The following is a 22,794-nucleotide window of genomic DNA, read 5'->3' as shown; positions in this document are numbered from 1 at the left end:
CAACAGATGAATGAAGGACTGGAGTTTATTGTTTATTCTGTATTGATTGGTATTGGTTCAACGGTTGTCATGGATCTTTGGGCTGTTTTCATAAGACGTTGTTTCGGCATTCCCTCATTGAATTATAGCCTGGTAGGACGCTGGATTGGACACATGCCCAAAGGGCAATTTACCCATACAAGCATTCTACAGGCCGAACCTGTGAAAGGGGAAAGCGGGATTGGTTGGTTTGCTCATTATCTTATTGGCATCATTTTTGCGGGCATTCTGTTGCTTATTTTGGGACTGGATTGGGCAAAAAATCCAACGTTCCTTCCTGCATTAATCATGGGAATCGTTACTGTCATTGCACCTTTTTTTATTATGCAGCCGGGTCTGGGAATGGGGATGGCTGCATCCAAGACTCCCGCACCTAATACACTAAGATTGAGAAGCTTAATGGCGCATACTTCTTACGGTGTTGGCCTCTATTTAGCTGCTCTGTTTTTTAGTTATTTGTTGTAACGGTATCGAATCGGGCAAAACTTAATCCGTCGGGGGAGTTGCTGGGAAAATAGCCTAATGGAACGTTTTTGAGGTATCCGAACGTTACTTTGAATTTTTTTAATAAATAGCGCTGGTGTTCACAAATCCAGTGCTATTATCTTGTAAGATGTTTATTTTTGCCTCTCTATTAATTCATTTAAGATGACTTCATTGAAATCCTAACACTAAGTGGTGTGAGTGAAAGCAAGGCAAAGATAGCCAGAATCAGGCCGATCCATAATGGTGATATAAGCCCATATCCTGCACCAATACTTAATCCCCCTGCCCATGCGATAAATGCCAGCCCACTGTTAATAATGGAGACATGGACACTATTAACCAGAGGACCTGCATTTGCCACGCGCATAACACGTGTAATCATCGCTGGACTCATAGGAACCCCCACAAGACCAATCACTAAAAAGGCAATGACACTTATGTAGCGGCTTTCTGGAAAAAGCGCAAATATCAGTAACGATATAGCCAGAATGCTAATCCCGATGGTCAGCACTGCGAAAGTATACTTATCAGCAAAACGGCCGGTAATCGTGTTGCCAATTACATTCGCTGCACCATAAAGACCGAGTATAATAGGCACGACGGCTGGCAATAATCCTGTAATTTCAGTCAAAATTGCTGAGATGTAGCTGAAAGCTGCGTAAGATGCTCCGATGATAAGGGCACTTGACGCATAAGCTGCCCAAAGTTTCCCATTTCGAAACGATGTAAGTTGATCGCCAATACGAATATCCGAAGTATTACGTGAAGCAGGTACCAGCGCCCATATAATCAAAGCACAAATGACAGTGAATATAACAACCAACCAAAAACTCAAACGCCAGCCCATGTTCTGATCAATAACGGTTGCTGCGGGTACGCCTAAAACAGTCGCCAGCATCATGCCACTGAGTACAATTGATGAGGCTCTTCCCCGCATTTCTGTTCTGACGACTTCACCACAGATCGCCAAAGAGATACCGATACAGGCAGAGCCGGCAATGCCAGTGATAACGCGGGCAATAGCCATCGACTGATAACTCCCTGCCGTTGCAGCTATAATGCCGCCAACACTGTAGAGAGCCAGTAGCCAAAGTAATGCCTGCTTGTTGGGAACCCGTAACGTGACAAATAATGCTGTCAGTATCGGTCCACCGATAACCATGCCGATAGCGTAGAGTGAAATCAGGTAGCCAATATCTGCGACAGTGACTCCAAACACGCCGGTTAACGATGGCATCATACCGACAACCATAAACTCAGAGGTAGTGAGTACGAATATAGTCAATCCGAGCAAATAAATGGAGACAGGTATATCACGCTGCTTTTGCATTGGTGGTACTATTCCCGATGAGGCTTTCGGGCTTTTTTCCTCTGATTGAATGTTATTCATGGTGAGGTTTCCCTAATGCAACATGATTACGGTTTGTGAGTAAAATCGCCAGTTGTTGCGGAACATTCATTGTGGAAAGTACCGCAGAGCCTGAAAAAGCCAGTGAAATACCTATTGCGACAAGAACCAGACTAGGCAGTAATCCCACGACGTAAGTTGTGTTTTTGTCAATACCGACCAACAACCCAAGCCCGATAGCAGCGATAAGCAACCCCAGGCTTGTCACCCGTGCCGCCCCCATGCGACCAACTAAAGGTGTTGTTATTTGTCCGGTCACGATGAGCGCGACTGCAAACGGCAGGAATGCGCCGGCTGTCATGAGTGGTGTCCATCCCAGTTCTTGTTGTAAGTAGAGGGATAAAACGAAGTTGACAACTCCTGAGCCTACGGCCGCCAGAAACATGCCAAATAGTCCTGTGATCCGGTTCCGCTCGAAAATAAACCCGGGAGGAAGGAGTGGGTCACGGACGAAACGTTCGAGCACGGCAAAGGCAACTAATGAGCCAAGACCGATCAGTAGTGGGAGCAATACCACTGACGATGTCCACGGATGATCGCCAGTTAATATCAAGCCATAACTACTTAAGGAAATACCGAACGTAGCGAATATTGCACCAATCAGGTCTAATTTCGACCGATGCTGGTGAGATTCATCAATTCCGGCTGGAAGTAGACTGCGGGTGCTGAGCAAACCTATGACTGACACAAGGACAGGTACGGCGAACATCCGTCGTCCCTGAAACCTATCGGCCAGCCTCCCTCCAAACAATAGTAAGCCACTGAATGGGAGTCCGTAAGCAGCAAGAACAAGAAGCAGATCAGCAGATGTGAGGTTGAACTCTATCGCGATTTTTGGAAGTGGAACTGTAACGATTGCAATCGTGAAAATAAGAATACACTGTACGATTGCTAGAACCATAAACGCCAGACGCTGATTTGAATGGGGTTTTATCTGTGATGTATCGTTGCTTGTAGAGGATATGTTGTTAGGCGACATTATAAAAACTCCTGTTCTATAAAAGCGGCATGAGGCACAATGCTTTCATTAAATCATTCAATATAATTATTGATTGATAGATTAGTCTGGCTTGAAATTTTAGTCAACGATAAACAATCTATGCCGCTTTATTCCTTATCCAGTGTGTAATGCCTTATCCTTCAAGGGAGATATAAGGGAAAATGCCAATCCATATGAACAACCATATAATGATAAAAGCCAGTATTTACATACTGGCAGAAATGCGCAGATTAATTGATAAAGAGAGGTACTAATTATTTCATTTGAAAACTGACCATCCAGTCATCTCTGAATGGCCTTAATGAATTAATAATATTATAAGTTATTAAATTGTAGCCATTTTCCTACATCAAGTGCCGCCATGCAGCCTGAACCTGCTGATGTTATTGCCTGACGATATTTGTTATCAGCAACATCCCCTGCCGCAAATACCCCGGGGATTGATGTCATTGTTTCAAAATGGTGAGATCTGCCATTAACAATAATATATCCATCATTCAGCTTTAATTTATTTTGTAAAAAACCTGTATTCGGATCATGGCCTATCGCCATAAAACAGCCACTGATAGGAAGATCAAATAAGATATCATCAAGTGTATTTATTAAAGAGAGTCCTTTAAATTCATTCTGATATTCTATATACCCTTTCACTTCTGTATTCCAGAGTATATCGATCTTACCTTCACTGACTTTAGCCATCAGCCTGTCCTGTAGGATTTTTTCCGCTCTTAGTTCAGCTCGCCTATGAATCAGAAAAACTCGCCTTGCTATATTAGCAAGATATAATGCTTCTTCAACGGCAGTGTTGCCACCCCCGATTACTGCAACATCCTGACCTTTAAAAAAAAAGCCATCACAAGTCGCACAGGAGGAGAGTCCCTTACCATGTAATTTATTTTCATTAGGCAGATTCAAATAACGTGCAGTTGACCCTGTTGCAATAATGATACTTTCTGCTTGGTATTCATTTTTCTCCCCTGAAACCAAGAAGGGTTTAGCATCAAAATTAATAGAAACTATGTGGTCATTAATTATTTCCGGAATAAATTCTTTCGCATGCTTATCCATTCTTAACATAAGTTCAGGGCCTGTTGTCCCTCCCGGCTCTCCCGGCCAATTCTCAACATCAGTGGTATTCATTAATTGCCCGCCCAGTTCCAAACCGGAGACAACAATAGGAGAAAAACCTGCCCTAGCCGCATATATCGCCGCAGTATACCCAGCAGGGCCAGTTCCTATAATTAATACTTTCGTATAAACAGACATTAAATGCTCCTTGTTTTACCAATTAAAAGCAAATGATGATATTGGTTTGGACTGTTAGGTAAGGCAGGCTCCTCAAACCCTCAAATTTAACTCAACCTGAACTACAAATTTTGAGAAACCATATTCTTAAATTGTGTTAATGAAGCGATGCCAACAAGAGAATCTACAGGTTGCCCATCTTTATATACTAATGTCGTTGGTATGCTGCGAATACCATATTTCATAGTGATATTATAGGCTTCATCAATATTGATTTCCCCGAAAGTAGCACTATCTTTCATATCGATTGATAACTGATTAAACGTTGGCGCTACCGCACGACACGGGCCACACCATGGTGCCCAGAATCTGACAACACAGATCCCTTTAGTACCGACTACACTATCAAAATTATCTTCGGTTAATTCAATTAATGTACTCATATTGAATCCTCAACAAAATTTTCAAGTTACTTAAACACAGCTTATAAATAAAATGTGGGGTATGCGAATGTAAATTTGTTAACTTAATATTGGAACATTCGTTTCATGAATCCATGTACAAAATAACCGCTAACTCAGAATACTCGATACCCGTAATTCAATTATTATATTGAATATTATAGTTAGATCAATAGATCTTTTCCTATCAGAAAGATAGGGACAGGCTATCAATTAATAACAATCAGTTATTAAAATCCTTAAAATAAATGATACAAAAATTATCTAAGCAATATCGGATAAATACAATTATTAAAAAAATCAACAAGATAAATTCTGATTGATAACTTTAGCCAGAGAAAAAACAATGGAGATACGATGATTTCATATATTCACTATTCAAAAGACAAAAAATCACGTAATAACAATATAATAATAAGTATTGCTCTTTATGAGTTCGAGTCACGCTCTTCTTCACGCATTTTAGTCTTCAAGGAAAACATGAGTAAGACACAAACAGTGAATAAAAAAATTCATACTTTTTCTGACTCATGCTTCATCTGATATCACATCTGCATTTGAAAAACTTTACACTACAACACTGAATAATGAAAAATCACCCCAAAAATTCAAAGAGTTAATTACTATCACAATCGCAATAGCCTCAGCTTCTGATGAATCACTCAGAAACCACATTCGTTCTGGTATATCTGGTATAGAAAGTGGATTAACACGAGAAGAGTTAATTGAGGGAATTGGCGTAGTAATATTAATGAAAGGTGAAAATGCTTTTATTCACAGTGCAAAAGCATTAACTATATATGATCTTGATAAAAACAGTTATAAGCGCTGACGATTGAGCTGGCTAAAAATCTCAAATTTGTCCACAAAAGATTAGCAAGTTCGTGAGGCGTCAGGAATTATTATGCTATTGCAAACTTAAGTTTGGTCAGTATCCGTATGTTTTATATAACAATAATCATTAATAAAATATTATTATTTGATATTACATTTAGTTATAAAAGTGTTATTTTTGTGTAAAAGCAAACCAACAAATAAAACTAAATACCTTAATAAAATTAATGAGGCATTTAAAAATGTATTGCTTTTCGTTTATTTTCACCAAAATAAATTGGTGAACTGCAAATGGATTCTTTGTTAAGAAATTCAACCATATTCCCAACACTATTTTATTTCAGAGAAAAAAAGCAACTTCAAAAAAACATAAATCAACTTACCAATCAATTACTAAGGGATAATGCATGAAAAATTTTCTCCAGGCATTACAAGAATCCGGATTAGAAGTCTCTACCTCTCCTGAATTATATAAACCAGAAAACAAAAATTTAGAAATAGAGTTACCCCAATTGAAAAAACAGGTTAATGGGATGCTGCAAAATAGATTACCATTAATAAATATTACCATCCCTATAACGCTACAAGAAGATACGATTGAGACAGTAAATTTTCCATTAACAGATATTCAATATGCCTATTTAATTGGGCGTAACCCCGGACTGGAACTAGGAGGGTTAACCAGTTGCCTATATACTGAATTAGATATTCAATCATTAGATATCAATTCATTAAATAACGCATTGAACAAAATCATTGAATATCACCCTATGTTAAGGGCAACTTTATCTTTAGATGGGCAACAGCGGATTTTACCGGCTCCATTAAATTACATCATTCCTATTCAGGATTGTAGAAAATGGCCAGCATCAGAAAAAGATAAAATGCTGGAAAATATTCGTCAGGAAATGGAAACACAATTACTCCCCCTTGATAAAGCGCCAACATTCGATATACGAGCAACAATAATTAATGACAATATTACTCGCCTGCATGTTTATTTCGATATGATGTTTGTGGATCTTCATAGTATTCGTCTGATATTACGTGACTGGTGGAAAATTTATCAAGGTCATGAGTTACCCATATTAGCTGCTAATATGAATTTTCACACTTATATAAACTCAGAGCGTTATCTGCAAGGGCAATTACAAGGGTTACGCGACAAAGCCTACTGGGAACAGCAGTTAGATACTTTACCGCAACCGCCAGAGTTACCATTGAAAACGATTCCTGAGATGATTTCCTCTCCTGCGTTCAAGCGTTACAGTAGAAAAATCGCCGCTGAAACATTGCGGGCTCTCAGGCAGAAAGCGGAAGCACACAAGCTAACTCTGGAAACAGTACTTCTCGGCATTTATACAGAAGTCCTTCGTCAGTGGTCGAAACACCAAACTTTTACGCTGACTATCACTCAATTCGGGCGGCGTCCCTATTTTGATGGCATAGAAAATGTTGTCGGTAATTTTCTTCAACCCATGTTACTGGGAATACGGGGAACAAAAGAAGAAAGCTTCCATGATCGTTTAGTGCAAATCCAGACTGATTTGATGATGAATCGCTGGCATTGTTCCTACAATGGTGTTCAGGTTTTGAGAGAGCTGACCCGCCGGGGTCATAACAACCGGGCAGCAACAGCTCCCGTAGTATTCAGCAATACCCTGACGGCCAATTTGGACGATGTGGTAACAGATATCGGCTGGACGGACGCTACCCAAATTTATAACAGCAATCAAACCCCACAAGTCTGGTTAGAGAACCAAATTGTGCGGGTTGATGGTCTTGTTCAGATTAACTGGAACGCTGTCAGTGAATTGTTCCCTGATGGCATGGTAGAAGCCATGCTGGATACCTATCTGACGCTGATTGCAACTTGTGCTGAAGATGATTCCGTATGGGATACAAGTGCATCATTGGTGAAGTTGCCCGCATCAGATCTGGCAGAGCGGGCAAAATCCAATGCAACAGATATCGCGTTCGATCTTAAACTGCTGCATGAAATGATTTTGCAGGCCGCAGCCAAATTCCCCCATGAAATCGCGCTTATTCAGGGAGAAAAACAAATTACCTATGCGGAAATGGTCAACAAAGCCATCGTAATCGCGCAACAACTTCGCACTTCAGCCCAAATTCGTCCCAATGATATTGTCGCTGTATCCTTGCCACAAGGCCCAGAATTGGTAATCGGGCTACTGGGTGTCCTTATGTCAGGAGCTGCTTACGTGGCTATCGATCCCCAACTTCCTGCCGAACGCCGGATGAATTTGCTCAATCGTTGTTCAGCCAAAGGGATTATCACTGGCAGCACGGTTTTTGAACATGATGAATTGACGGATTTGCTTCGGATAAACCTGGATGAGTGCCCTATGCACAGCGCCATGGAGACAACACGCTGGTCTTCCATGCCTTCAGTGCAGGGATTAGATGATCTGGCATATGTCATCTTTACCTCCGGTTCAACCGGAGAGCCGAAAGGTGTCATGGCTTCTCACCGTAATGCGGCAAATACGGTGTTTGATATCAACCATAAATTCCACATCACAGAAAAAGACGCTGTATTATCCGTCGCACCGGCTGGATTTGATTTGTCCGTCTATGACTATTTCGGGCTGTTGGGAGTAGGAGGAAAAGTTATTTTTTCCATGCCTGAAACGGCCAATGACCCAAAAATCTGGTTAGACATACTAATCAAACATCAAATTACTATCTGGGATAGTGTTCCGGCTCCCGTGAAAATACTGGTAGACAGAAATGGTTCTGCTCTGTCCAAGACCAAATTAAGGTTAATCCTAATGAGCGGAGACTGGATACCTGTCGATCTGCCAGAACGTATCCGGGAAAGCCTGCCAGATACTGCGATCATCAGTCTCGGAGGAGCGACTGAAGGCTCTATCTGGTCGATACACTATCCAATCAAGGAAATTGATAAAAACTGGAAAAGCATTCCTTATGGCAAGCCGTTGGCAAATCAAACTTTCCATGTTCTGAATAATTGGCTGCTACCCTGCCCCAAATGGGTAACGGGGGAACTCTATATTGGCGGAGACGGAGTGACCCAAGGTTATTTGGGCGATGCAGAAAAAACTGCACTGCGCTTTATTACTCATCCCGTCACAGGTGAGCGGCTGTACAGAACCGGAGATTTGGGACGATATATTGCCGATGGCTTGATAGAAATTTTAGGACGTGAAGATAATCAGGTAAAAATCAATGGATACCGCATTGAATTAGGTGAAATTGAAGCCTGCCTCCTGAGCCATGAAAACGCCAGCCATGTCGTTATTGATGCTCCCGTGCATCCCAAAACCGGGCAACGGCATATCGTTTCCTATGTTGTACCTGAAACTGTAGAAATTTTGGATGCCCCAAGCCATTTTCAAGACCAGTTGAGGGAGATTACCCGCAAGACACTGCCTTCTTATATGGTGCCCAGTTATTACGTTTTATTGTCCCATATGCCATTAACCAGTAATGGAAAAATTGACCGTAAAGCGCTGCCTATCCCCTGGTCTGATACCGAAGAACACTCTGATGCTCCGGTTAAACCCGCTAATGAGATAGAAGCAAAGATCCTGAAACTCTGGCAAGCACAACTTCAGCATGATGATTTTGATGTCACCGATGGCTTTTTTGATATTGGCGGTGATTCACTGCATGCCGTTGGTTTACTTAGTGCACTGCGACAGGAATTTAACATTACACCTGTTGGCGAACAGGACATCATCGAAGGATTGTTCATGAATTCCAACATTCAGTCTTTCTCTCGCATCATCGAAACAATCGTTCAATCTCAAGCGGTAAATGAACTATGACCAAAGCATACGATTATATCGTGGTAGGTGGCGGTTCAGCAGGATGCGTGGCAGCATCGCGCCTGTCTGAAAACAGCATGAAATCCGTACTGCTGATTGAAGCAGGCCACGAATCTGATGTACATGACCCCGCCAGTCCACTCAGAGATGCGTCAAGACTGGTATTGGAAGGATATAACTGGGATTACGAAGCCAATGTGCGCAATGATGATCGGTTCGCCGCTCTCATTGCCCCTCACGTTCATCAGGATGACACACAACAGGCTCGCAAGCACAAGGAACGTAAGCCGTTCAATTATCGGGTAGGAAAAGTACTCGGTGGTTCCTCCGCAGTCAACGGTGCCATTGCCCTGAGAGGATTTCCGAGCGATTTCGATAAATGGGCCCAAATGGGTTGCCCTGATTGGTCTTGGGAACAGGTTCTGCCGTGGTTTAAGCATCTGGAAAATGACACCGATCGTATTGGTGATGATAACCACGGTTCACAGGGGCCAATGTGCCTGCGCAGACCTCCGAATGGCGAGATCCATCCCCTTGATATGGCTTTTGCCCGTGCCTGCGAACAGTTTGGTGTGCCATACGTTGATGATCTCAATATCGGTGAAGATCCGGCCGTCGGCCCTGTGCCCGCCAATGTTATTAATGGCGCAGAAAGAGTGGATGTTTATCGTTCATACCTTGAACCGATTCTGAACAGAGAAAATCTGCACGTGATAACTGATGCACTGGTCACGCAGGTCATTTTTAATGGCACAGTCGCTTCGGGGGTAAAAATCATTCAGGCGGGAGAAGAGCGGGTTTATCAGGCCGGACAGATTGTTCTCTGCGCTGGTGCAATTGGCTCAGCCACGTTATTACAGCGCTCAGGTGTGGGGGATCCAGCACACCTGAGCAGATTAGGTATCCCTATTGTTGCACAAGTGCCCGCCGTTGGCAGAAACCTAACTGACCATGCTTCAGTGGTACTCTGGGCGCTACCTAAAGCAGGTGTCTGTACAACAGGCCTGCCGTGGCGGCAAATTGCTGCCCGCATTTGCAGCGGTTATGACGAAAAAGTCGATGTGCAAATTGGCTTGCTGAACAATGTTGCCAGTGACACTGTGCCAGGGTTCAGAGATCGTGTTGCTTATCCAATGTTGGTTGGCGCTTCTGTCATGTTGATGCGTCCGGAGATTCAAGGACAGGTCTTTATCAGTTCCGTCACGCCTACGGTATTGCCCCAAATTGATCTGCCATTGACCCGTACCCCATCAGATATTACTCGCCTTGTAGGGGGAGTACGTAAAATTTGGGAGGTTTTACACCATGCAGAAGTAGATGCCTTCCTTGATGGCATACAATTTTGGTCACACTCCATGATTTATAACGACGAAATCATGAACAGTGCAATCAAGAACCTTGTCAATCCTGGCTGGCATGCCTCCGGAACGCTCAGAATGGGTAGCAGTAGTGATCCTGATAGTGCCACACAGCAAGACGGTCGGGTGCATGGTATTACTGGCGTGACAGTCGCTGATGCCTCCCTGTTTCCCACCATTCCCTCCATGCCAACCAATCTGACAACCATTATGGTTGCTGAGCGCATTGTCAGTTTCTTAATAGAAAGAGAAGCAGAGAGAGAAACCACCAGCGATCGGAGAACAAATGGACACTAATTGCAGGCGGGTGATTTATGCCTTTCCACATGCCGGGGCAACAACAGCCATTTATCGCCCCTGGCTAAATGATCTTATGACAACCAAATCCGCAATTTTACAACCTGTTGCGATCCCAGGTCGTGGTCATCTGGCTAAAGAGCCTGAAATTCACGATCTCGATTCACTGGTTGAACGGCTGGCATCAGATATTTGGGCCGACTTCCAACAAAAACAGGCACAAGGCATGACAGAGTGGATTACCTTTGGCCATAGTTTTGGTGGTGTGCTGAGTCTCGCGGTGGGTCAGGCATTAATGAAAAACCATGGCATTTCTCCCCTATTTGGCGTGGTATCCAGCTCTGTCCCTCCTCATCGTCAACCAGAAGATGAACGGCATGAATGGACAGATGAGCAATTGATTCAAAAAACCAAAGAGGATCAAGGGACGCCTGAAGCCATTTTGAACGAGCCTGCGCTAATAAAACCCATCATCCGCCAACTGCGCAGTGATTACCGGATACGCAGCCAATTTCCCCAGTTTGGCAACATACAGGTGAATTACCCACTGGTGCTGATTTCTGCTACTCACGATATTCATGTCACTTTGGCGGACATGGAAGCCTGGAAAAATTACACCTCTGGCAATACCTCACTCATCCACATTGGGGGGGATCACTTTGCTATGTACCAACATTGGGATGTCATCAAAAAAATACTACTGAGTAAGGCGATTTGAGTAAAACCATGAGCTGACAAAGAATCAGGAGTGAATATGCGTGTTGAGATTGATAATTTTGATAATTACCGGAAATCCTGCCGTGAATTTCTTGAAAGTGAAATCGTCCCTGAACATCAAAGGTGGGAAGAAAATGGGCTGGTTGAACGCTCTTTTTGGGAGAAGTTAGGTCAGTCTGGTTTATTAGGCATGAGTGTTACTCCCGAATTTGGGGGACTGGGAAAAAGCGATTACCGGTTCGCAGTAATTCTGACAGAAGAACTCATCAAATCAGGTGTGACTGTACCGGGGATCGTTGCTCATAACGATGTTGTTGCCAGCTATATTTTTGCCCTTGGTAATGAGGAACAGAAAAAAAGGTGGTTGCCGGAATTGTGTAGCGGAAAACGAGTGGCGGCTATTGCCATGACGGAACCCAGTGGGGGTTCCAATACCGCCGACATCAAAACGGTGGCTACACGTCAGGGTGATTACTATCTGGTCAATGGCGGCAAAACTTATATCACCAATGGCATCAACGCGGATCTGATTGTTGTCGCCGTAAAAACAGAACAAGGGCAACAAGGTCAGGGCATCAGCTTGTTGGCAATAGAACGGGATATGCCCGGCTTCTCCAGAGGGGAGCCATTGAAGAAAATTGGCTGGAATGGCAGCGACACGGCTGAACTCTTTTTCCATGACTGCAAAGTCCCTATTACCAACCTGCTTGGCCGTGAAAACCTTGGTAACTATTACTTTATGTCAGCGATGCCCCGCGAACGCCTCAGTATTTCAACCGTGGCGGTTGCCAGTGCAGAACATATATTGCAGAGCACGCTGGAATATGTGAAAGAAAGAACGGCCTTCAATCAACCAATTGGCTCCTTTCAATACAACCGTTTTATGCTCGCGCAATTAGATACTGAAGTAAAAATTGCCCGAATCTACCTTGATAACGCCGTTGATCTCTTTAACCAAGGTCTTTTCAGCCTGGTGGATGCCGCCCGCATCAAGTGGTGGACGACTGAACTTCAAATGAAAGTGGCAGATCGTTGCCTGCAATTGCACGGAGGGCTAGGTTACCTGCGTGATTCCACTGTGGGCAAGAATTGGCTGAATAGCCGTGCCCAGACCATTTACGGTGGAACCAGCGAAGTGTTGCAAGAAATTATCAGTAAATCACTTGGACTTTAAGACCACACCATACTGGTACTCAACCCTATTCGAGAGGATATATTGATTATGAATGAAAGGAGCACTCAAACGTGTCTCATCCGTTCGGTGAATCTGAGTCAATGGAATTCTATCGTTCTCAATTGGGCAAATAATGAAAACTGGGATATTAGTTCGGGCGATACAGCTTGTTTCTTTAATGTAGACCCAGATGCTTTCTTTATCGCCCATCATAATATGCAGCCTATCGCATCAATATCGATGGTCAGTTATTCAGATCATTACTCATTCGGTGGTAACTTCCTCATACCATCAGAATTCCGCAATAGTATTTGTGCAGGGAAAATATGGAAATGGTCTATGGATTATGCAGAACATCGCACAATTGGCTGTGATGGTAACTGGGATAAAACGTCACTCTACGAAAAAAGGGGGTTTGTTAAACATTATCGTAATGTCCGGCTTTCTGGAACCATCCAGAAAAAAATCATACCCCCATCAGGTGCCATTCTGATCACGCCAGCCAATATTGATGAAGTCATCAAATATGATGCGGAATGCATCGGCGTTTATCGAGGTGCATTACTTGCCAATTGGTTCTGGGGAAAAGGGCGTTATGGATTCTGTACTTATTCCAGAACAGGAATTTCCGGGATCATAGGCATAAGGCGATCCCAAAATGGCTACCGAATAGGCCCTTTCCATGCCGACAATGCCGAAGTTGTTGAAACGTTGGCTCTTACCGCATTCGCACAAATCTCTGATGGCTTACCTATATCGGCGGATGTTCCCGAAACCGATAACAACGACTTTCTTCAACTGGCTAACGAGTATGGGCTAAAGGGACTCTTTAACACATACCGAATGTACAAAGGCAATCTCATTCCAAAGGGGCAGATAGATAAGGTCAAGGCCATTACGTCTTTGGAGTTGGGGTAACGGATATCAACAAATAGCCGTTGCCTGTATCGCAACATCATTAATAAATATATTCATATGAGAGGTTACATTATGGCAAATGAAGCACCGACCTTATTTGAATGGATGGGAGGTCGTGAGGCCCTCATGAAACTCATGACTATCTTTTATGCCAAAGTTGAAAAAGATGAGCTACTCGCTCCGCTGTTCCAAAACATGAAATCCGATCACCCTGGTCATGTAGCCATGTGGTTGGAAGAAGTACTCGGTGGCGAAAAGCGCTATACCAATGAGCGCGGTGGCTTCAAAGTCATGTTAAGCCGCCACAGAGGCAGAAGCATTCAGCCAGAACAAAGGAAAAGATGGGTAGACTTGCTGATGCAGTCTGCTGATGAAATCGGCCTGCCATCTGATCCTGAATTTCGTGCCGCCTTTGCAGGTTATATCGAATGGGGTTCACGTAGAGCTGAAGCTAATTCTCAACCTAATGCCGCTCCTTCTCGTCGCGAAACCGTGCCCAACTGGGGATGGGGAGAAGCCCCTCCGGGAACACCCTGATTTTTCTGGAAAATTAGGATGTTAGGAAAATAGGATGTTAGGAAAATAAGAAACAAAGAGGTGGGCTCATGCTGCTGGCTATCAGTGATTTACATGTATCTCATGCAACAAATAGAGCTATAGTCGAATCATTCAGGCCATCAACACCTGATGATTGGCTTCTGCTGGCAGGTGATATTGCAGAGCAGGAATCAGACTTTACATGGGCCATCAGTATGCTTTCCCAACGGCTTGCCCAAGTCGTCTGGACGCCGGGGAATCATGAACTCTGGTGTACACCAAGAGATCAATTAAAGTTACCTGGCGTACTGCGTTATGAACATCTGGTCAATATTTGCCGACAGCATAACGTGCTCACCCCTGAAGATGAGTTTCGCCATTACCGCATGGGCAATGGTAAAACCGTTACCATTGCCCCTATTTTTACTTTATATGATTATTCATTCAGAAATATTGATGACTATACGGCGGAGCAGGCCATAGAACGCGCCCGTCGTTGTGGTGTCATCAGCTCTGACGAATTTTTTCTGAAAACCTACCCCCATAAAAATATTATCGACTGGTGTCGGGAACGTCTCCAATATACTGAAAAACGTTTAAACGCTATTCCAGACGGTGAAGATATCGTGCTTATAAGCCATTTTCCCCTTCTCCGAAAACCGATTGAATCTTTACGCAATACCGAATTTTCCATTTGGTGTGGCAGTGAAAAAACTCATCAGTGGGCATCCAGAAAAGGAGTTCGCATGGTGGTATACGGACATTTACACATCCCTAATCTCGAATATATTCAAGATGTTGCTCATTTGGAAGTTTCTTTGGGATATCCGCGGGAATGGCAAGAACATGGTAGAGATTCTTACTTGGTGCAGCTAGATAGGTTGCTGAAACACACTCATGCAATCTCTAATCATCCATTTTTATAATAATAAGAGGCTAATTTACCGATGAAAAATGCTGAAATAATTCCACAGATAAAACCTCGGATCTTAATTGGTGCAACCGGGTCAGTGGATATTACCCTCCTTCCAAAATATCTTTCAGCAATTAAGGCAACAATCGACTGTACCTTGACGGTATTGATGACAAACAGTGCCACCACCTTTTTACCCGCATCAACTGTTGCGCTCTATGCAGACCGGGTCATCAGCGGAGAGTCGCCACACGATTGGCCAACAGACAAACCTTCACGCATTGTAGCGGATCATGACATTATGGCCGTTTTACCTGCCACTGCTAACACACTGGCGACCACTGCCCACGGTGGCGCGACCAACCGATTAACGACTGTCATTCTGGCCTCCACATTTCCTGTACTGTTTTTTCCGGTTATGGGTAACGTAATGTGGGAAAAGAACGCGACACGTCGCAACATTTCTCAGTTACGTGATGATGGCTATCACGTTATTGAACCCGTGTGGCACGAAAATTTTGATGCTTCACTGCAACGAATCGTTGGACATCCCTCATCACCGGATATTGAAACGGTTATGTCACTGCTGAAACAACATCTGGCAAAATAATCCCTGATATTAATATCGCTGTGGAAGAGCACTCCGCACCTTAATTGATAAAAGGTTATTCAACGTGTGGGCTGAGTATTCTTCCATTTTAAATTTTCCTGATATACAAACTGATAGACAGACGTAAGTTCTCCTTCTGCCCAAACCTAAGCGACATATCACCAGAGTCGTTTCATTTAAAAAATTGCAGAATAAACACCTTTTAATATAGGATAAGTTTTATTTTCATTCGTCACAATAAAAATCGACTCATTGAAAATAATAATAAAAAACCTCATTTTATAACTATAAATCGGTAATTTATGTCACAACATCAAAATCGTTCATTAAACAGGCGGGACTATAAAACTCTGTCTTTGGCCGCCTTGGGTGGTGCACTGGAATTTTACGACTTTATTATCTTTGTCTTCTTTGCCGTTGCGCTTGGAGAACTGTTTTTCCCTGCGGATATACCTGAATGGCTCAGGCAACTACAAACATTTGGTATTTTTGCTGCCGGCTATTTAGCTCGGCCGTTAGGTGGGATCATCATGGCTCATTTTGGTGATCTTATTGGGCGCAAAAAGATGTTTTCACTCAGTATATTCCTGATGGCCGTACCAACACTGATCATTGGAATGCTGCCCACCTATGATGCGATTGGCATTGCCGCTCCCGTACTGCTCTTGCTGATGCGAATCATGCAGGGCGCTGCGATTGGGGGAGAAGTACCCGGAGCATGGGTCTTTGTGGCAGAGCATGTCCCTCATAAGCGCATAGGCTTTGCCTGTGGCGTTTTGACAGCAGGATTGACCATGGGTATTTTGTTTGGCTCTTTAGTGGCAACCATGATTACTTCCATTTATACCAAGCAGGAAGTCTTGGATTGGGCATGGCGTCTCCCATTCTTTTTGGGTGGTGTTTTCGGTCTGTGTGCCGTGTACCTGCGCCGCTGGCTGCATGAAACCCCTATCTTCAAGGAAATGCAGGAACGTAAGGCGCTGGCGGAAGAGCTGCCACTAAAATCCGTTATCTTTAATCACAAACGCGCCATCACGATCTCTATGCTATTAACCTGGCTGCTTTCCGCTGGCATCGTGGTCATTATCCTGATGGCACCAACCTATATGCAGACGGTATTTCATCTGGAGCAATCAATTACCCTGAAAGCAAACAGCTTTGCGATCATCTCGTTGGCGGCGAGTTGTATATTTGTAGGGTATTTATGTGATAAATGTGGTGCGGGTATCGTGTTGATCGTCGGCTGTATTCTGTTAGCTGCCGCGACATGGTTTTTCTATCATAATATCAGCGATGAACCGCTCAAATTATTTAGTGTTTATGCCATTACCGGATTAGCTGTTGGTGTGATTAGCTCAGCACCATTCGTTATGGTTAAAAGTTATCCGGCAGAAGTACGTTTCAGTGGCATTTCATTTTCATATAATTTGGCCTATGCCATTTTTGGCGGGATGACTCCGATCCTCGTTACCCTGCTGTTGAAATATACTTCACTGGCACCCGCCTACTATATGATGACATTATCGGCTGTCGGCATCTTATTAGGATTCTATTTGCGAAAAAAAGTAATGTAAGAAAAAGCAGGCAAAGCGGGCTAAATGATATAAAACAGGATGAGCACAAATACTCATCCTGTCTGAAAACGGTTAAGCGTGTTTCACTTCACCAATTGGCAAAATAGTACGACCATATTGTTCATTCAGAACCTCAGCCATTGCCAGATAGAAAGCACTCGCACCACAGATAACGCCTTCAAAACCCGCAAAAGTCAAGATACTGGCATTGCCTGTGATATTACCAATCGCCAATAATGCGAACAGCAGAGTCAGGCTGCCAAACACAAATTGCAGGACACGGTTGGCCTTCAACGTACCAAAGAACATAAACAAAGTGAAAATTCCCCACAAGGCGAGGTAAACGCCGAGGAATTCATGGCTGGTTGCTTCTGCCAGTCCCATTGTTGGCAGGAAAAGCAAACCAATCAGACTCAACCAAAACATACCGTAAGAAGTAAATGCGGTCGCAGCAAAAGTATTTCCTTTTTTGTACTCAAAAATGCCTGCCAGCACCTGAGCCAACCCACCGTAAAAAATACCCATGCTCAAAATAACCGACGTCAATGGGAAAAAACCTGCATTATGCAGATTCAACAAAATGGTTGTCATACCAAAACCCATTAAGCCCAACGGGCCTGGGTTCGCCAACTTACTAGAATTCATAATTCCCCTGAAAAATACTGATAAAACAAAATATTAAAAAAGTTATCAAGGCGCTTTATTTCGCCAAGAAACTATAAAAGGCGGCGAATCATAATGTGATGGCATCAACTACACAATGGCCTTGGGGAAAAAATTTTTAATTAAACTTCAATTTTTTTTCAATCGACCCCTTGATGATGAGACGAATGGCCCCATCTAAGAATCAACTACAGTTACTACTGGTATTTCAGCACTAACTGAAAACATAACTAATGAGGAATTTCTGGCAATCAGTGCCATTGAAAAGCAAACATTCGTCCTCATATAGCTTAGTAACTTGACCGAATATATGAATTCTTTGTGGAGGCGTTTAGATGGGTAAAATCATTGGTATCGACTTGGGAACTACCAACTCTTGTGTAGCAATTATGGACGGCACAACCACTCGTGTGCTTGAAAACAGTGAGGGTGACCGTACCACACCTTCAATCATCGCGTATACTCAGGATGGTGAAACTCTGGTTGGTCAACCAGCTAAACGTCAGGCTGTTACTAACCCGCAGAATACCCTGTTCGCCATCAAGCGTTTGATCGGCCGTCGTTTTCAGGACGAAGAAGTTCAGCGTGACGTCGCTATCATGCCATACAAAATCATGGCAGCCGATAACGGTGACGCATGGCTGGAAGTGAAAGGCCAGAAAATGGCACCACCTCAGATTTCTGCTGAAGTTCTGAAAAAGATGAAGAAAACAGCAGAAGATTATCTGGGCGAACCAATTACTGAAGCGGTTATTACTGTTCCTGCATACTTCAACGATGCACAGCGTCAGGCAACCAAAGATGCCGGCCGTATCGCAGGTCTGGAAGTTAAGCGTATCATCAACGAACCTACTGCTGCTGCTCTGGCTTATGGTCTGGACAAAGAAGTGGGCAACCGCACTATCGCTGTTTATGACTTGGGTGGCGGTACTTTCGATATCTCTATCATCGAAATCGACGAAGTTGATGGCGAAAAAACGTATGAAGTTCTGGCAACCAACGGTGATACTCACTTGGGCGGTGAAGACTTTGACAGCCGTATGATCAACTATCTGGTTGACGAATTCAAAAAAGAACAAGGCATCGACCTGCGTAACGACCCGCTGGCAATGCAGCGCCTGAAAGAAGCCGCAGAAAAAGCGAAAATCGAGCTTTCTTCTGCACAGCAGACTGACGTGAACCTGCCATACATCACCGCAGATGCAACAGGTCCTAAGCACATGAACGTTAAAGTGACTCGTGCGAAACTGGAATCACTGGTTGAAGATCTGGTGAAACGTTCTATCGAGCCACTGAGAGTTGCTCTGAATGACGCGGGTCTGTCTGTCTCTGACGTTCACGACGTTATTCTGGTTGGCGGTCAGACTCGTATGCCAATGGTTCAGAAAGCCGTTGCAGACTTCTTCGGCAAAGAACCACGTAAAGACGTGAACCCGGACGAAGCAGTTGCGATGGGTGCGGCAGTTCAAGGCGGCGTATTGGCAGGTGACGTGAAAGACGTTCTGCTGTTGGACGTTACGCCACTGTCTCTGGGTATTGAAACCATGGGCGGCGTGATGACTTCCCTGATTTCTAAGAACACCACTATCCCAACCAAGCATAGCCAAGTGTTCTCTACAGCAGAAGACAACCAATCTGCGGTAACTATTCACGTACTGCAAGGTGAGCGTAAGCGTGCCAGCGATAACAAATCTCTGGGCCAGTTCAACCTGGATGGCATTCAGCCAGCAATGCGCGGCACTCCGCAGATCGAAGTGACTTTCGACATCGATGCTGACGGTATCCTGCATGTTTCTGCGAAGGACAAAAATTCAGGTCGTGAGCAAAACATCACCATCAAGGCGTCTTCTGGTCTGAACGAAGAAGAAATCCAACAGATGGTACGCGATGCAGAAGCAAACGCAGAAGCTGACCGTAAGTTTGAAGAGCTGGTTCAGGTTCGTAACCAAGCTGACCAACTGGTTCACGGCACTCGTAAACAAGTTGAAGAAGCGGGTGACAAACTGACTGCGGACGATAAAGCAGCAATCGAGAAAGCAACTTCTGAGCTGGAAACTGCGGCGAAAGGCGAAGACAAAGCTGACATCGAAGCGAAGATCCAAGCTCTGGTTGAAGCGTCTAAGAAACTGCTGGAAATCGCACAGCAACAAGCTCAGGCTGGTGCTGCTGACGCTGGCGCAAGCAACGCGAAAAAAGAAGACGACGTTGTAGACGCTGAATTCGAAGAAGTTAAAGACAAAAAATAATAGCCCTTAGCGGGCAAAAGTAACAGGGCGCCTGTTACTTGTTAACTGACACGGGCGTTGAGGTAACTCTACGCCCGTGCGTGCGTGTTAAGGGTAAACAATACGATGGCAAAAAAAGATTATTACGAAGTTTTGGGAGTTTCCAAAACCGCAGACGAAAAAGAGATCAAAAAAGCCTATAAACGTCTGGCAATGAAATATCACCCTGACCGTAATCAGGGTGATAAAGATGCAGAAAGTAAATTCAAAGAAATTAAAGAAGCGTATGAAATCCTGACGGACTCTCAGAAACGCGCTGCTTATGACCAATATGGTCATGCTGCCTTTGAACATGGTGGCATGGGTGGTGGCGCAGGTGGCGGAGCTGACTTTAGCGATATCTTTGGTGACGTTTTCGGAGATATTTTCGGTGGTAGTCGCCGTCAACAGCGCCCTAGCCGTGGCTCAGACCTGCGTTACAACATGGAATTAACCCTGGAAGAAGCTGTCCGTGGTGTGACCAAAGAGATCCGTATTCCAACATTGGAAACTTGTGATACTTGTCATGGCAGCGGAGCAAAAGCCGGCACCAGCCCGGAAACGTGTTCAACCTGTCACGGTGCAGGCCAAGTACAAATGCGCCAAGGGTTCTTCGCAGTTCAGCAGCCTTGTCCTCAGTGTCATGGCCGTGGAAAAATCATCAAGCATCCTTGCGGTAAATGTCATGGACATGGGCGCGTTGAAAAATACAAGACCCTGTCTGTTAAGATCCCTGCCGGCGTCGATACTGGTGACCGCATTCGCTTAAGTGGTGAAGGTGAAGCAGGTGAACACGGCGCACCATCCGGTGATTTGTACGTTCAGGTTCAAGTCAAAGCTCACCATATCTTTGAACGTGATGGCAGCAACCTCTATTGTGAGGTTCCGATCAACTTCGCAACCGCAGCACTGGGTGGCGAAATAGAAGTCCCTACCCTTGATGGCCGTGTCAGCCTGAAAATTCCAGCGGAAACTCAAACGGGTAAATTGTTCCGCATGAAGAGTAAAGGGGTTAAATCTGTCCGTGGTGGCGTTCAAGGTGATTTGCTCTGCCGTGTGGTAGTAGAAACACCGGTTAAATTGAATGAAGAACAAAAAGAGCTGATGCGCAAACTGGGAGAATCTTTTGGCGGAAAAAGTGGTGAAACCAATAGCCCTCGCTCCAAGAGCTTCCTTGATGGCGTGAAAAAATTTTTTGATGATTTGACAAAGTAATTTAATACTTTGCAAAATATCTAATAATAATTCCTCCTGATTATTTTTGTAATTTCTTGATATTCAGGGGGATTTTTTTATTTAACTATTTTTTTGTTTTCAATCAATTAAATTGCTTCATTTATTAATTTTTTTTAAATATATTGTTATGTTATTAACATTGCATTTTATTTAAAAAGAGTAGAAAGTATCATTTTAAAATACTCATACACAAATAATATGATTTAAATATAATACAATAATAATGAGGATATCAAAATGATTCATTTTATATTAAAACAAGCCATCAAATATTCTCACAGTGTTTTTCTAGGTAAAACTACAAATATCTCTTATTTTAATGTTGAGTTCCAATCAGAAGATCGGAAAAACAGATATTCTAGAACAAATAGTCTTAAAAGAGAGCACAAGCTCATGGAATTACAAGGAAAATTACGTCTGCTTGGGAAGCCAGAAGAAAAATATGATTGTATAATGGAAGAAAAAAAACGTGATGATTCACTGGTTGGAAATTGTAATGAATTATCTATTACTGCATTTATGTATTTAGCAAGAAACAGGGCGAAGGATATATATAACTTATATAAAAATTCTTTTACTACAGAGACATCAGGAGAAATACAACCTATTTACATTGAGATTATTTCTCCCTCCCCTCTATCACGCTATGATCACTGTTTTATCATGTTTTATTATCCTCCGCATACCTATGATCATAAATTTCAAGATAAAGAAATAGCCCCAAGGAACAAAAAGTACAAGCCTATCCCGAACGGAGCATGGATATGCGATCCATGGGCGAATATAGTTTGTTTATCTGAACATTATCATGCCAATTGGCAAAATAAAATGATTAACTGGGCAATCGATGGCAAATATTTGGCTTTAAATAATGCCCCTCCCCCCTCAGTATATAAATCACAATATCCGTTACAGGAAGATTTTGGTCATCCTTTATATAACGATACATGGAATATGATGAAAGATAGTGAAAAGCAGGTGAACTATCAGGCTATTATTAAACCTGATGGTTCGGTTGTAATCAATGATTCAATATTTGAATAAGTCAACCAGTGAAAAGACTCAAAACGAATTGGATTCTCCAAGTTCCTATTTATTACTTGGAGATCCATTACCCTAATTTAAGTGCTCAAGAAAAATTAATTGCAAATTGATCACCATAACCTTCCAATAACGTATTTAGCTCATACTCCATGGTATCTTGAGTCCAGGTGATAAAACGTCGCCAGTGATATTTGGCTTGTTTCC

General features: G+C 43.3%; 19 protein-coding genes. 14 read left to right on the top strand and 5 right to left on the bottom strand.

Features of this window, described 5'->3' with window-relative positions:
* Positions 1 to 6 precede the first annotated feature (6 nt).
* The gene (locus Xenpb_RS01010; protein ID WP_187652688.1) at positions 7 to 504 is read left to right on the top strand and encodes a DUF2938 domain-containing protein; all 498 of its coding nucleotides are present in this window, start codon (positions 7 to 9) and stop codon (positions 502 to 504) included.
* Between the two features lie 178 nt (positions 505 to 682).
* Here Xenpb_RS01010 and Xenpb_RS01005 read toward each other — a convergent pair whose 3' ends face one another.
* From Xenpb_RS01005 to trxA, 4 genes are all read right to left on the bottom strand, one after another.
* A complete protein-coding gene (locus Xenpb_RS01005; RefSeq protein ID WP_255522984.1) occupies positions 683 to 1,915 on the bottom strand; it encodes an MFS transporter in 1,233 nt (410 codons plus the stop codon).
* Positions 1,908 to 2,912 carry a hypothetical protein gene (locus tag Xenpb_RS01000; RefSeq protein ID WP_187652687.1) on the bottom strand — a complete coding sequence of 335 codons (1,005 nt, stop codon included), beginning with the start codon at positions 2,910 to 2,912 and terminating at the stop codon, positions 1,908 to 1,910. Before Xenpb_RS01000 ends, Xenpb_RS01005 begins: the two co-directional genes overlap by 8 nt.
* Before the next feature lie 336 nt (positions 2,913 to 3,248).
* Positions 3,249 to 4,199: a thioredoxin-disulfide reductase gene (gene trxB, locus Xenpb_RS00995; protein WP_187652686.1), complete on the bottom strand. Its 951-nt coding sequence runs from the start codon at positions 4,197 to 4,199 to the stop codon at positions 3,249 to 3,251.
* Between the two features lie 101 nt (positions 4,200 to 4,300).
* Complete coding sequence (gene trxA, locus Xenpb_RS00990) at positions 4,301 to 4,621, bottom strand: thioredoxin (protein ID WP_187652685.1); 321 nt, start codon at positions 4,619 to 4,621, stop codon at positions 4,301 to 4,303.
* Positions 4,622 to 5,141: 520 nt separating this feature from the next.
* Between trxA and Xenpb_RS20375 the strand changes: the two genes are divergently transcribed.
* From Xenpb_RS20375 to Xenpb_RS00940, 10 genes are all read left to right on the top strand, one after another.
* Positions 5,142 to 5,471, top strand: a complete 330-nt coding sequence (locus Xenpb_RS20375) for a carboxymuconolactone decarboxylase family protein (RefSeq protein ID WP_187652839.1) — start codon at positions 5,142 to 5,144, stop codon at positions 5,469 to 5,471.
* A gap of 409 nt (positions 5,472 to 5,880) precedes the next feature.
* Entirely contained in the window at positions 5,881 to 9,285 is a 3,405-nt protein-coding gene (locus tag Xenpb_RS00980) for a non-ribosomal peptide synthetase (RefSeq protein WP_187652684.1), read from the top strand.
* Entirely contained in the window at positions 9,282 to 10,940 is a 1,659-nt protein-coding gene (locus Xenpb_RS00975; RefSeq protein WP_187652683.1) for a GMC family oxidoreductase, read from the top strand. The genes Xenpb_RS00980 and Xenpb_RS00975 overlap by 4 nt, the downstream gene beginning before the upstream one ends.
* Positions 10,930 to 11,658: a thioesterase II family protein gene (locus Xenpb_RS00970; RefSeq protein WP_187652682.1), complete on the top strand. Its 729-nt coding sequence runs from the start codon at positions 10,930 to 10,932 to the stop codon at positions 11,656 to 11,658. The genes Xenpb_RS00975 and Xenpb_RS00970 overlap by 11 nt, the downstream gene beginning before the upstream one ends.
* A gap of 36 nt (positions 11,659 to 11,694) precedes the next feature.
* Positions 11,695 to 12,831 (top strand): acyl-CoA dehydrogenase family protein, encoded by a 1,137-nt coding sequence (locus Xenpb_RS00965; RefSeq protein ID WP_187652681.1) that lies wholly within the window; start codon positions 11,695 to 11,697, stop codon positions 12,829 to 12,831.
* Between the two features lie 48 nt (positions 12,832 to 12,879).
* Complete coding sequence (locus Xenpb_RS00960) at positions 12,880 to 13,749, top strand: hypothetical protein (RefSeq protein WP_187652680.1); 870 nt, start codon at positions 12,880 to 12,882, stop codon at positions 13,747 to 13,749.
* A gap of 72 nt (positions 13,750 to 13,821) precedes the next feature.
* The gene (locus tag Xenpb_RS00955; protein WP_099115098.1) at positions 13,822 to 14,286 is read left to right on the top strand and encodes a group II truncated hemoglobin; all 465 of its coding nucleotides are present in this window, start codon (positions 13,822 to 13,824) and stop codon (positions 14,284 to 14,286) included.
* A gap of 68 nt (positions 14,287 to 14,354) precedes the next feature.
* Positions 14,355 to 15,212 (top strand): metallophosphoesterase, encoded by an 858-nt coding sequence (locus Xenpb_RS00950; protein ID WP_187652679.1) that lies wholly within the window; start codon positions 14,355 to 14,357, stop codon positions 15,210 to 15,212.
* Between the two features lie 21 nt (positions 15,213 to 15,233).
* Positions 15,234 to 15,809 carry a flavoprotein gene (locus Xenpb_RS00945; protein ID WP_187652678.1) on the top strand — a complete coding sequence of 192 codons (576 nt, stop codon included), beginning with the start codon at positions 15,234 to 15,236 and terminating at the stop codon, positions 15,807 to 15,809.
* A 302-nt stretch (positions 15,810 to 16,111) separates the two neighbouring features.
* Positions 16,112 to 17,383 (top strand): MFS transporter, encoded by a 1,272-nt coding sequence (locus Xenpb_RS00940; RefSeq protein WP_187652677.1) that lies wholly within the window; start codon positions 16,112 to 16,114, stop codon positions 17,381 to 17,383.
* A gap of 72 nt (positions 17,384 to 17,455) precedes the next feature.
* On the opposite strand, the gene satP is transcribed toward Xenpb_RS00940, so the two are convergent.
* Positions 17,456 to 18,028 carry an acetate uptake transporter gene (gene satP, locus Xenpb_RS00935; RefSeq protein WP_099115094.1) on the bottom strand — a complete coding sequence of 191 codons (573 nt, stop codon included), beginning with the start codon at positions 18,026 to 18,028 and terminating at the stop codon, positions 17,456 to 17,458.
* A gap of 353 nt (positions 18,029 to 18,381) precedes the next feature.
* Here satP and dnaK point away from each other — a divergent pair, with 353 nt between their 5' ends.
* The 3 genes from dnaK to Xenpb_RS00920 all read left to right on the top strand — a co-directional run bounded on the left by dnaK (position 18,382) and on the right by Xenpb_RS00920 (position 22,590).
* Positions 18,382 to 20,292, top strand: coding sequence for a molecular chaperone DnaK (gene dnaK, locus Xenpb_RS00930; protein ID WP_187652676.1), 1,911 nt, complete (start codon positions 18,382 to 18,384; stop codon positions 20,290 to 20,292).
* Between the two features lie 105 nt (positions 20,293 to 20,397).
* Positions 20,398 to 21,525, top strand: coding sequence for a molecular chaperone DnaJ (dnaJ, locus tag Xenpb_RS00925; RefSeq protein ID WP_187652675.1), 1,128 nt, complete (start codon positions 20,398 to 20,400; stop codon positions 21,523 to 21,525).
* Between the two features lie 258 nt (positions 21,526 to 21,783).
* Complete coding sequence (locus tag Xenpb_RS00920) at positions 21,784 to 22,590, top strand: hypothetical protein (RefSeq protein ID WP_187652674.1); 807 nt, start codon at positions 21,784 to 21,786, stop codon at positions 22,588 to 22,590.
* The last annotated feature ends 204 nt before the right edge of the window (positions 22,591 to 22,794 follow it).

The sequence above is a fragment of the Xenorhabdus sp. PB62.4 genome, assembly GCF_014467285.1.
Classification (GTDB): Bacteria; Pseudomonadota; Gammaproteobacteria; order Enterobacterales; family Enterobacteriaceae; genus Xenorhabdus.
This window is presented reverse-complemented; position numbering and strand designations above follow the sequence as displayed.

Excerpts from the sequence above, each read along its gene's own strand:
- dnaK (WP_187652676.1), top strand. The coding sequence starts at position 18,382 with ATGGGTAAAATCATTGGTATCGACTTGGGAACTACCAACTCTTGTGTA.
- Xenpb_RS01005 (WP_255522984.1), bottom strand. The coding sequence starts at position 1,915 with ATGAATAACATTCAATCAGAGGAAAAAAGCCCGAAAGCCTCATCGGGA.
- Xenpb_RS01010 (WP_187652688.1), top strand. The coding sequence starts at position 7 with ATGAATGAAGGACTGGAGTTTATTGTTTATTCTGTATTGATTGGTATT.
- Xenpb_RS00945 (WP_187652678.1), top strand. The coding sequence starts at position 15,234 with ATGAAAAATGCTGAAATAATTCCACAGATAAAACCTCGGATCTTAATT.
- Xenpb_RS00965 (WP_187652681.1), top strand. The coding sequence starts at position 11,695 with ATGCGTGTTGAGATTGATAATTTTGATAATTACCGGAAATCCTGCCGT.
- trxB (WP_187652686.1), bottom strand. The coding sequence starts at position 4,199 with ATGTCTGTTTATACGAAAGTATTAATTATAGGAACTGGCCCTGCTGGG.
- Xenpb_RS00940 (WP_187652677.1), top strand. The coding sequence starts at position 16,112 with ATGTCACAACATCAAAATCGTTCATTAAACAGGCGGGACTATAAAACT.
- Xenpb_RS00950 (WP_187652679.1), top strand. The coding sequence starts at position 14,355 with ATGCTGCTGGCTATCAGTGATTTACATGTATCTCATGCAACAAATAGA.
- Xenpb_RS00960 (WP_187652680.1), top strand. The coding sequence starts at position 12,880 with ATGAATGAAAGGAGCACTCAAACGTGTCTCATCCGTTCGGTGAATCTG.
- Xenpb_RS00980 (WP_187652684.1), top strand. The coding sequence starts at position 5,881 with ATGAAAAATTTTCTCCAGGCATTACAAGAATCCGGATTAGAAGTCTCT.
- Xenpb_RS01000 (WP_187652687.1), bottom strand. The coding sequence starts at position 2,912 with ATGTCGCCTAACAACATATCCTCTACAAGCAACGATACATCACAGATA.
- dnaJ (WP_187652675.1), top strand. The coding sequence starts at position 20,398 with ATGGCAAAAAAAGATTATTACGAAGTTTTGGGAGTTTCCAAAACCGCA.
- Xenpb_RS00975 (WP_187652683.1), top strand. The coding sequence starts at position 9,282 with ATGACCAAAGCATACGATTATATCGTGGTAGGTGGCGGTTCAGCAGGA.
- Xenpb_RS00970 (WP_187652682.1), top strand. The coding sequence starts at position 10,930 with ATGGACACTAATTGCAGGCGGGTGATTTATGCCTTTCCACATGCCGGG.
- Xenpb_RS00920 (WP_187652674.1), top strand. The coding sequence starts at position 21,784 with ATGATTCATTTTATATTAAAACAAGCCATCAAATATTCTCACAGTGTT.
- satP (WP_099115094.1), bottom strand. The coding sequence starts at position 18,028 with ATGAATTCTAGTAAGTTGGCGAACCCAGGCCCGTTGGGCTTAATGGGT.
- Xenpb_RS00955 (WP_099115098.1), top strand. The coding sequence starts at position 13,822 with ATGGCAAATGAAGCACCGACCTTATTTGAATGGATGGGAGGTCGTGAG.
- trxA (WP_187652685.1), bottom strand. The coding sequence starts at position 4,621 with ATGAGTACATTAATTGAATTAACCGAAGATAATTTTGATAGTGTAGTC.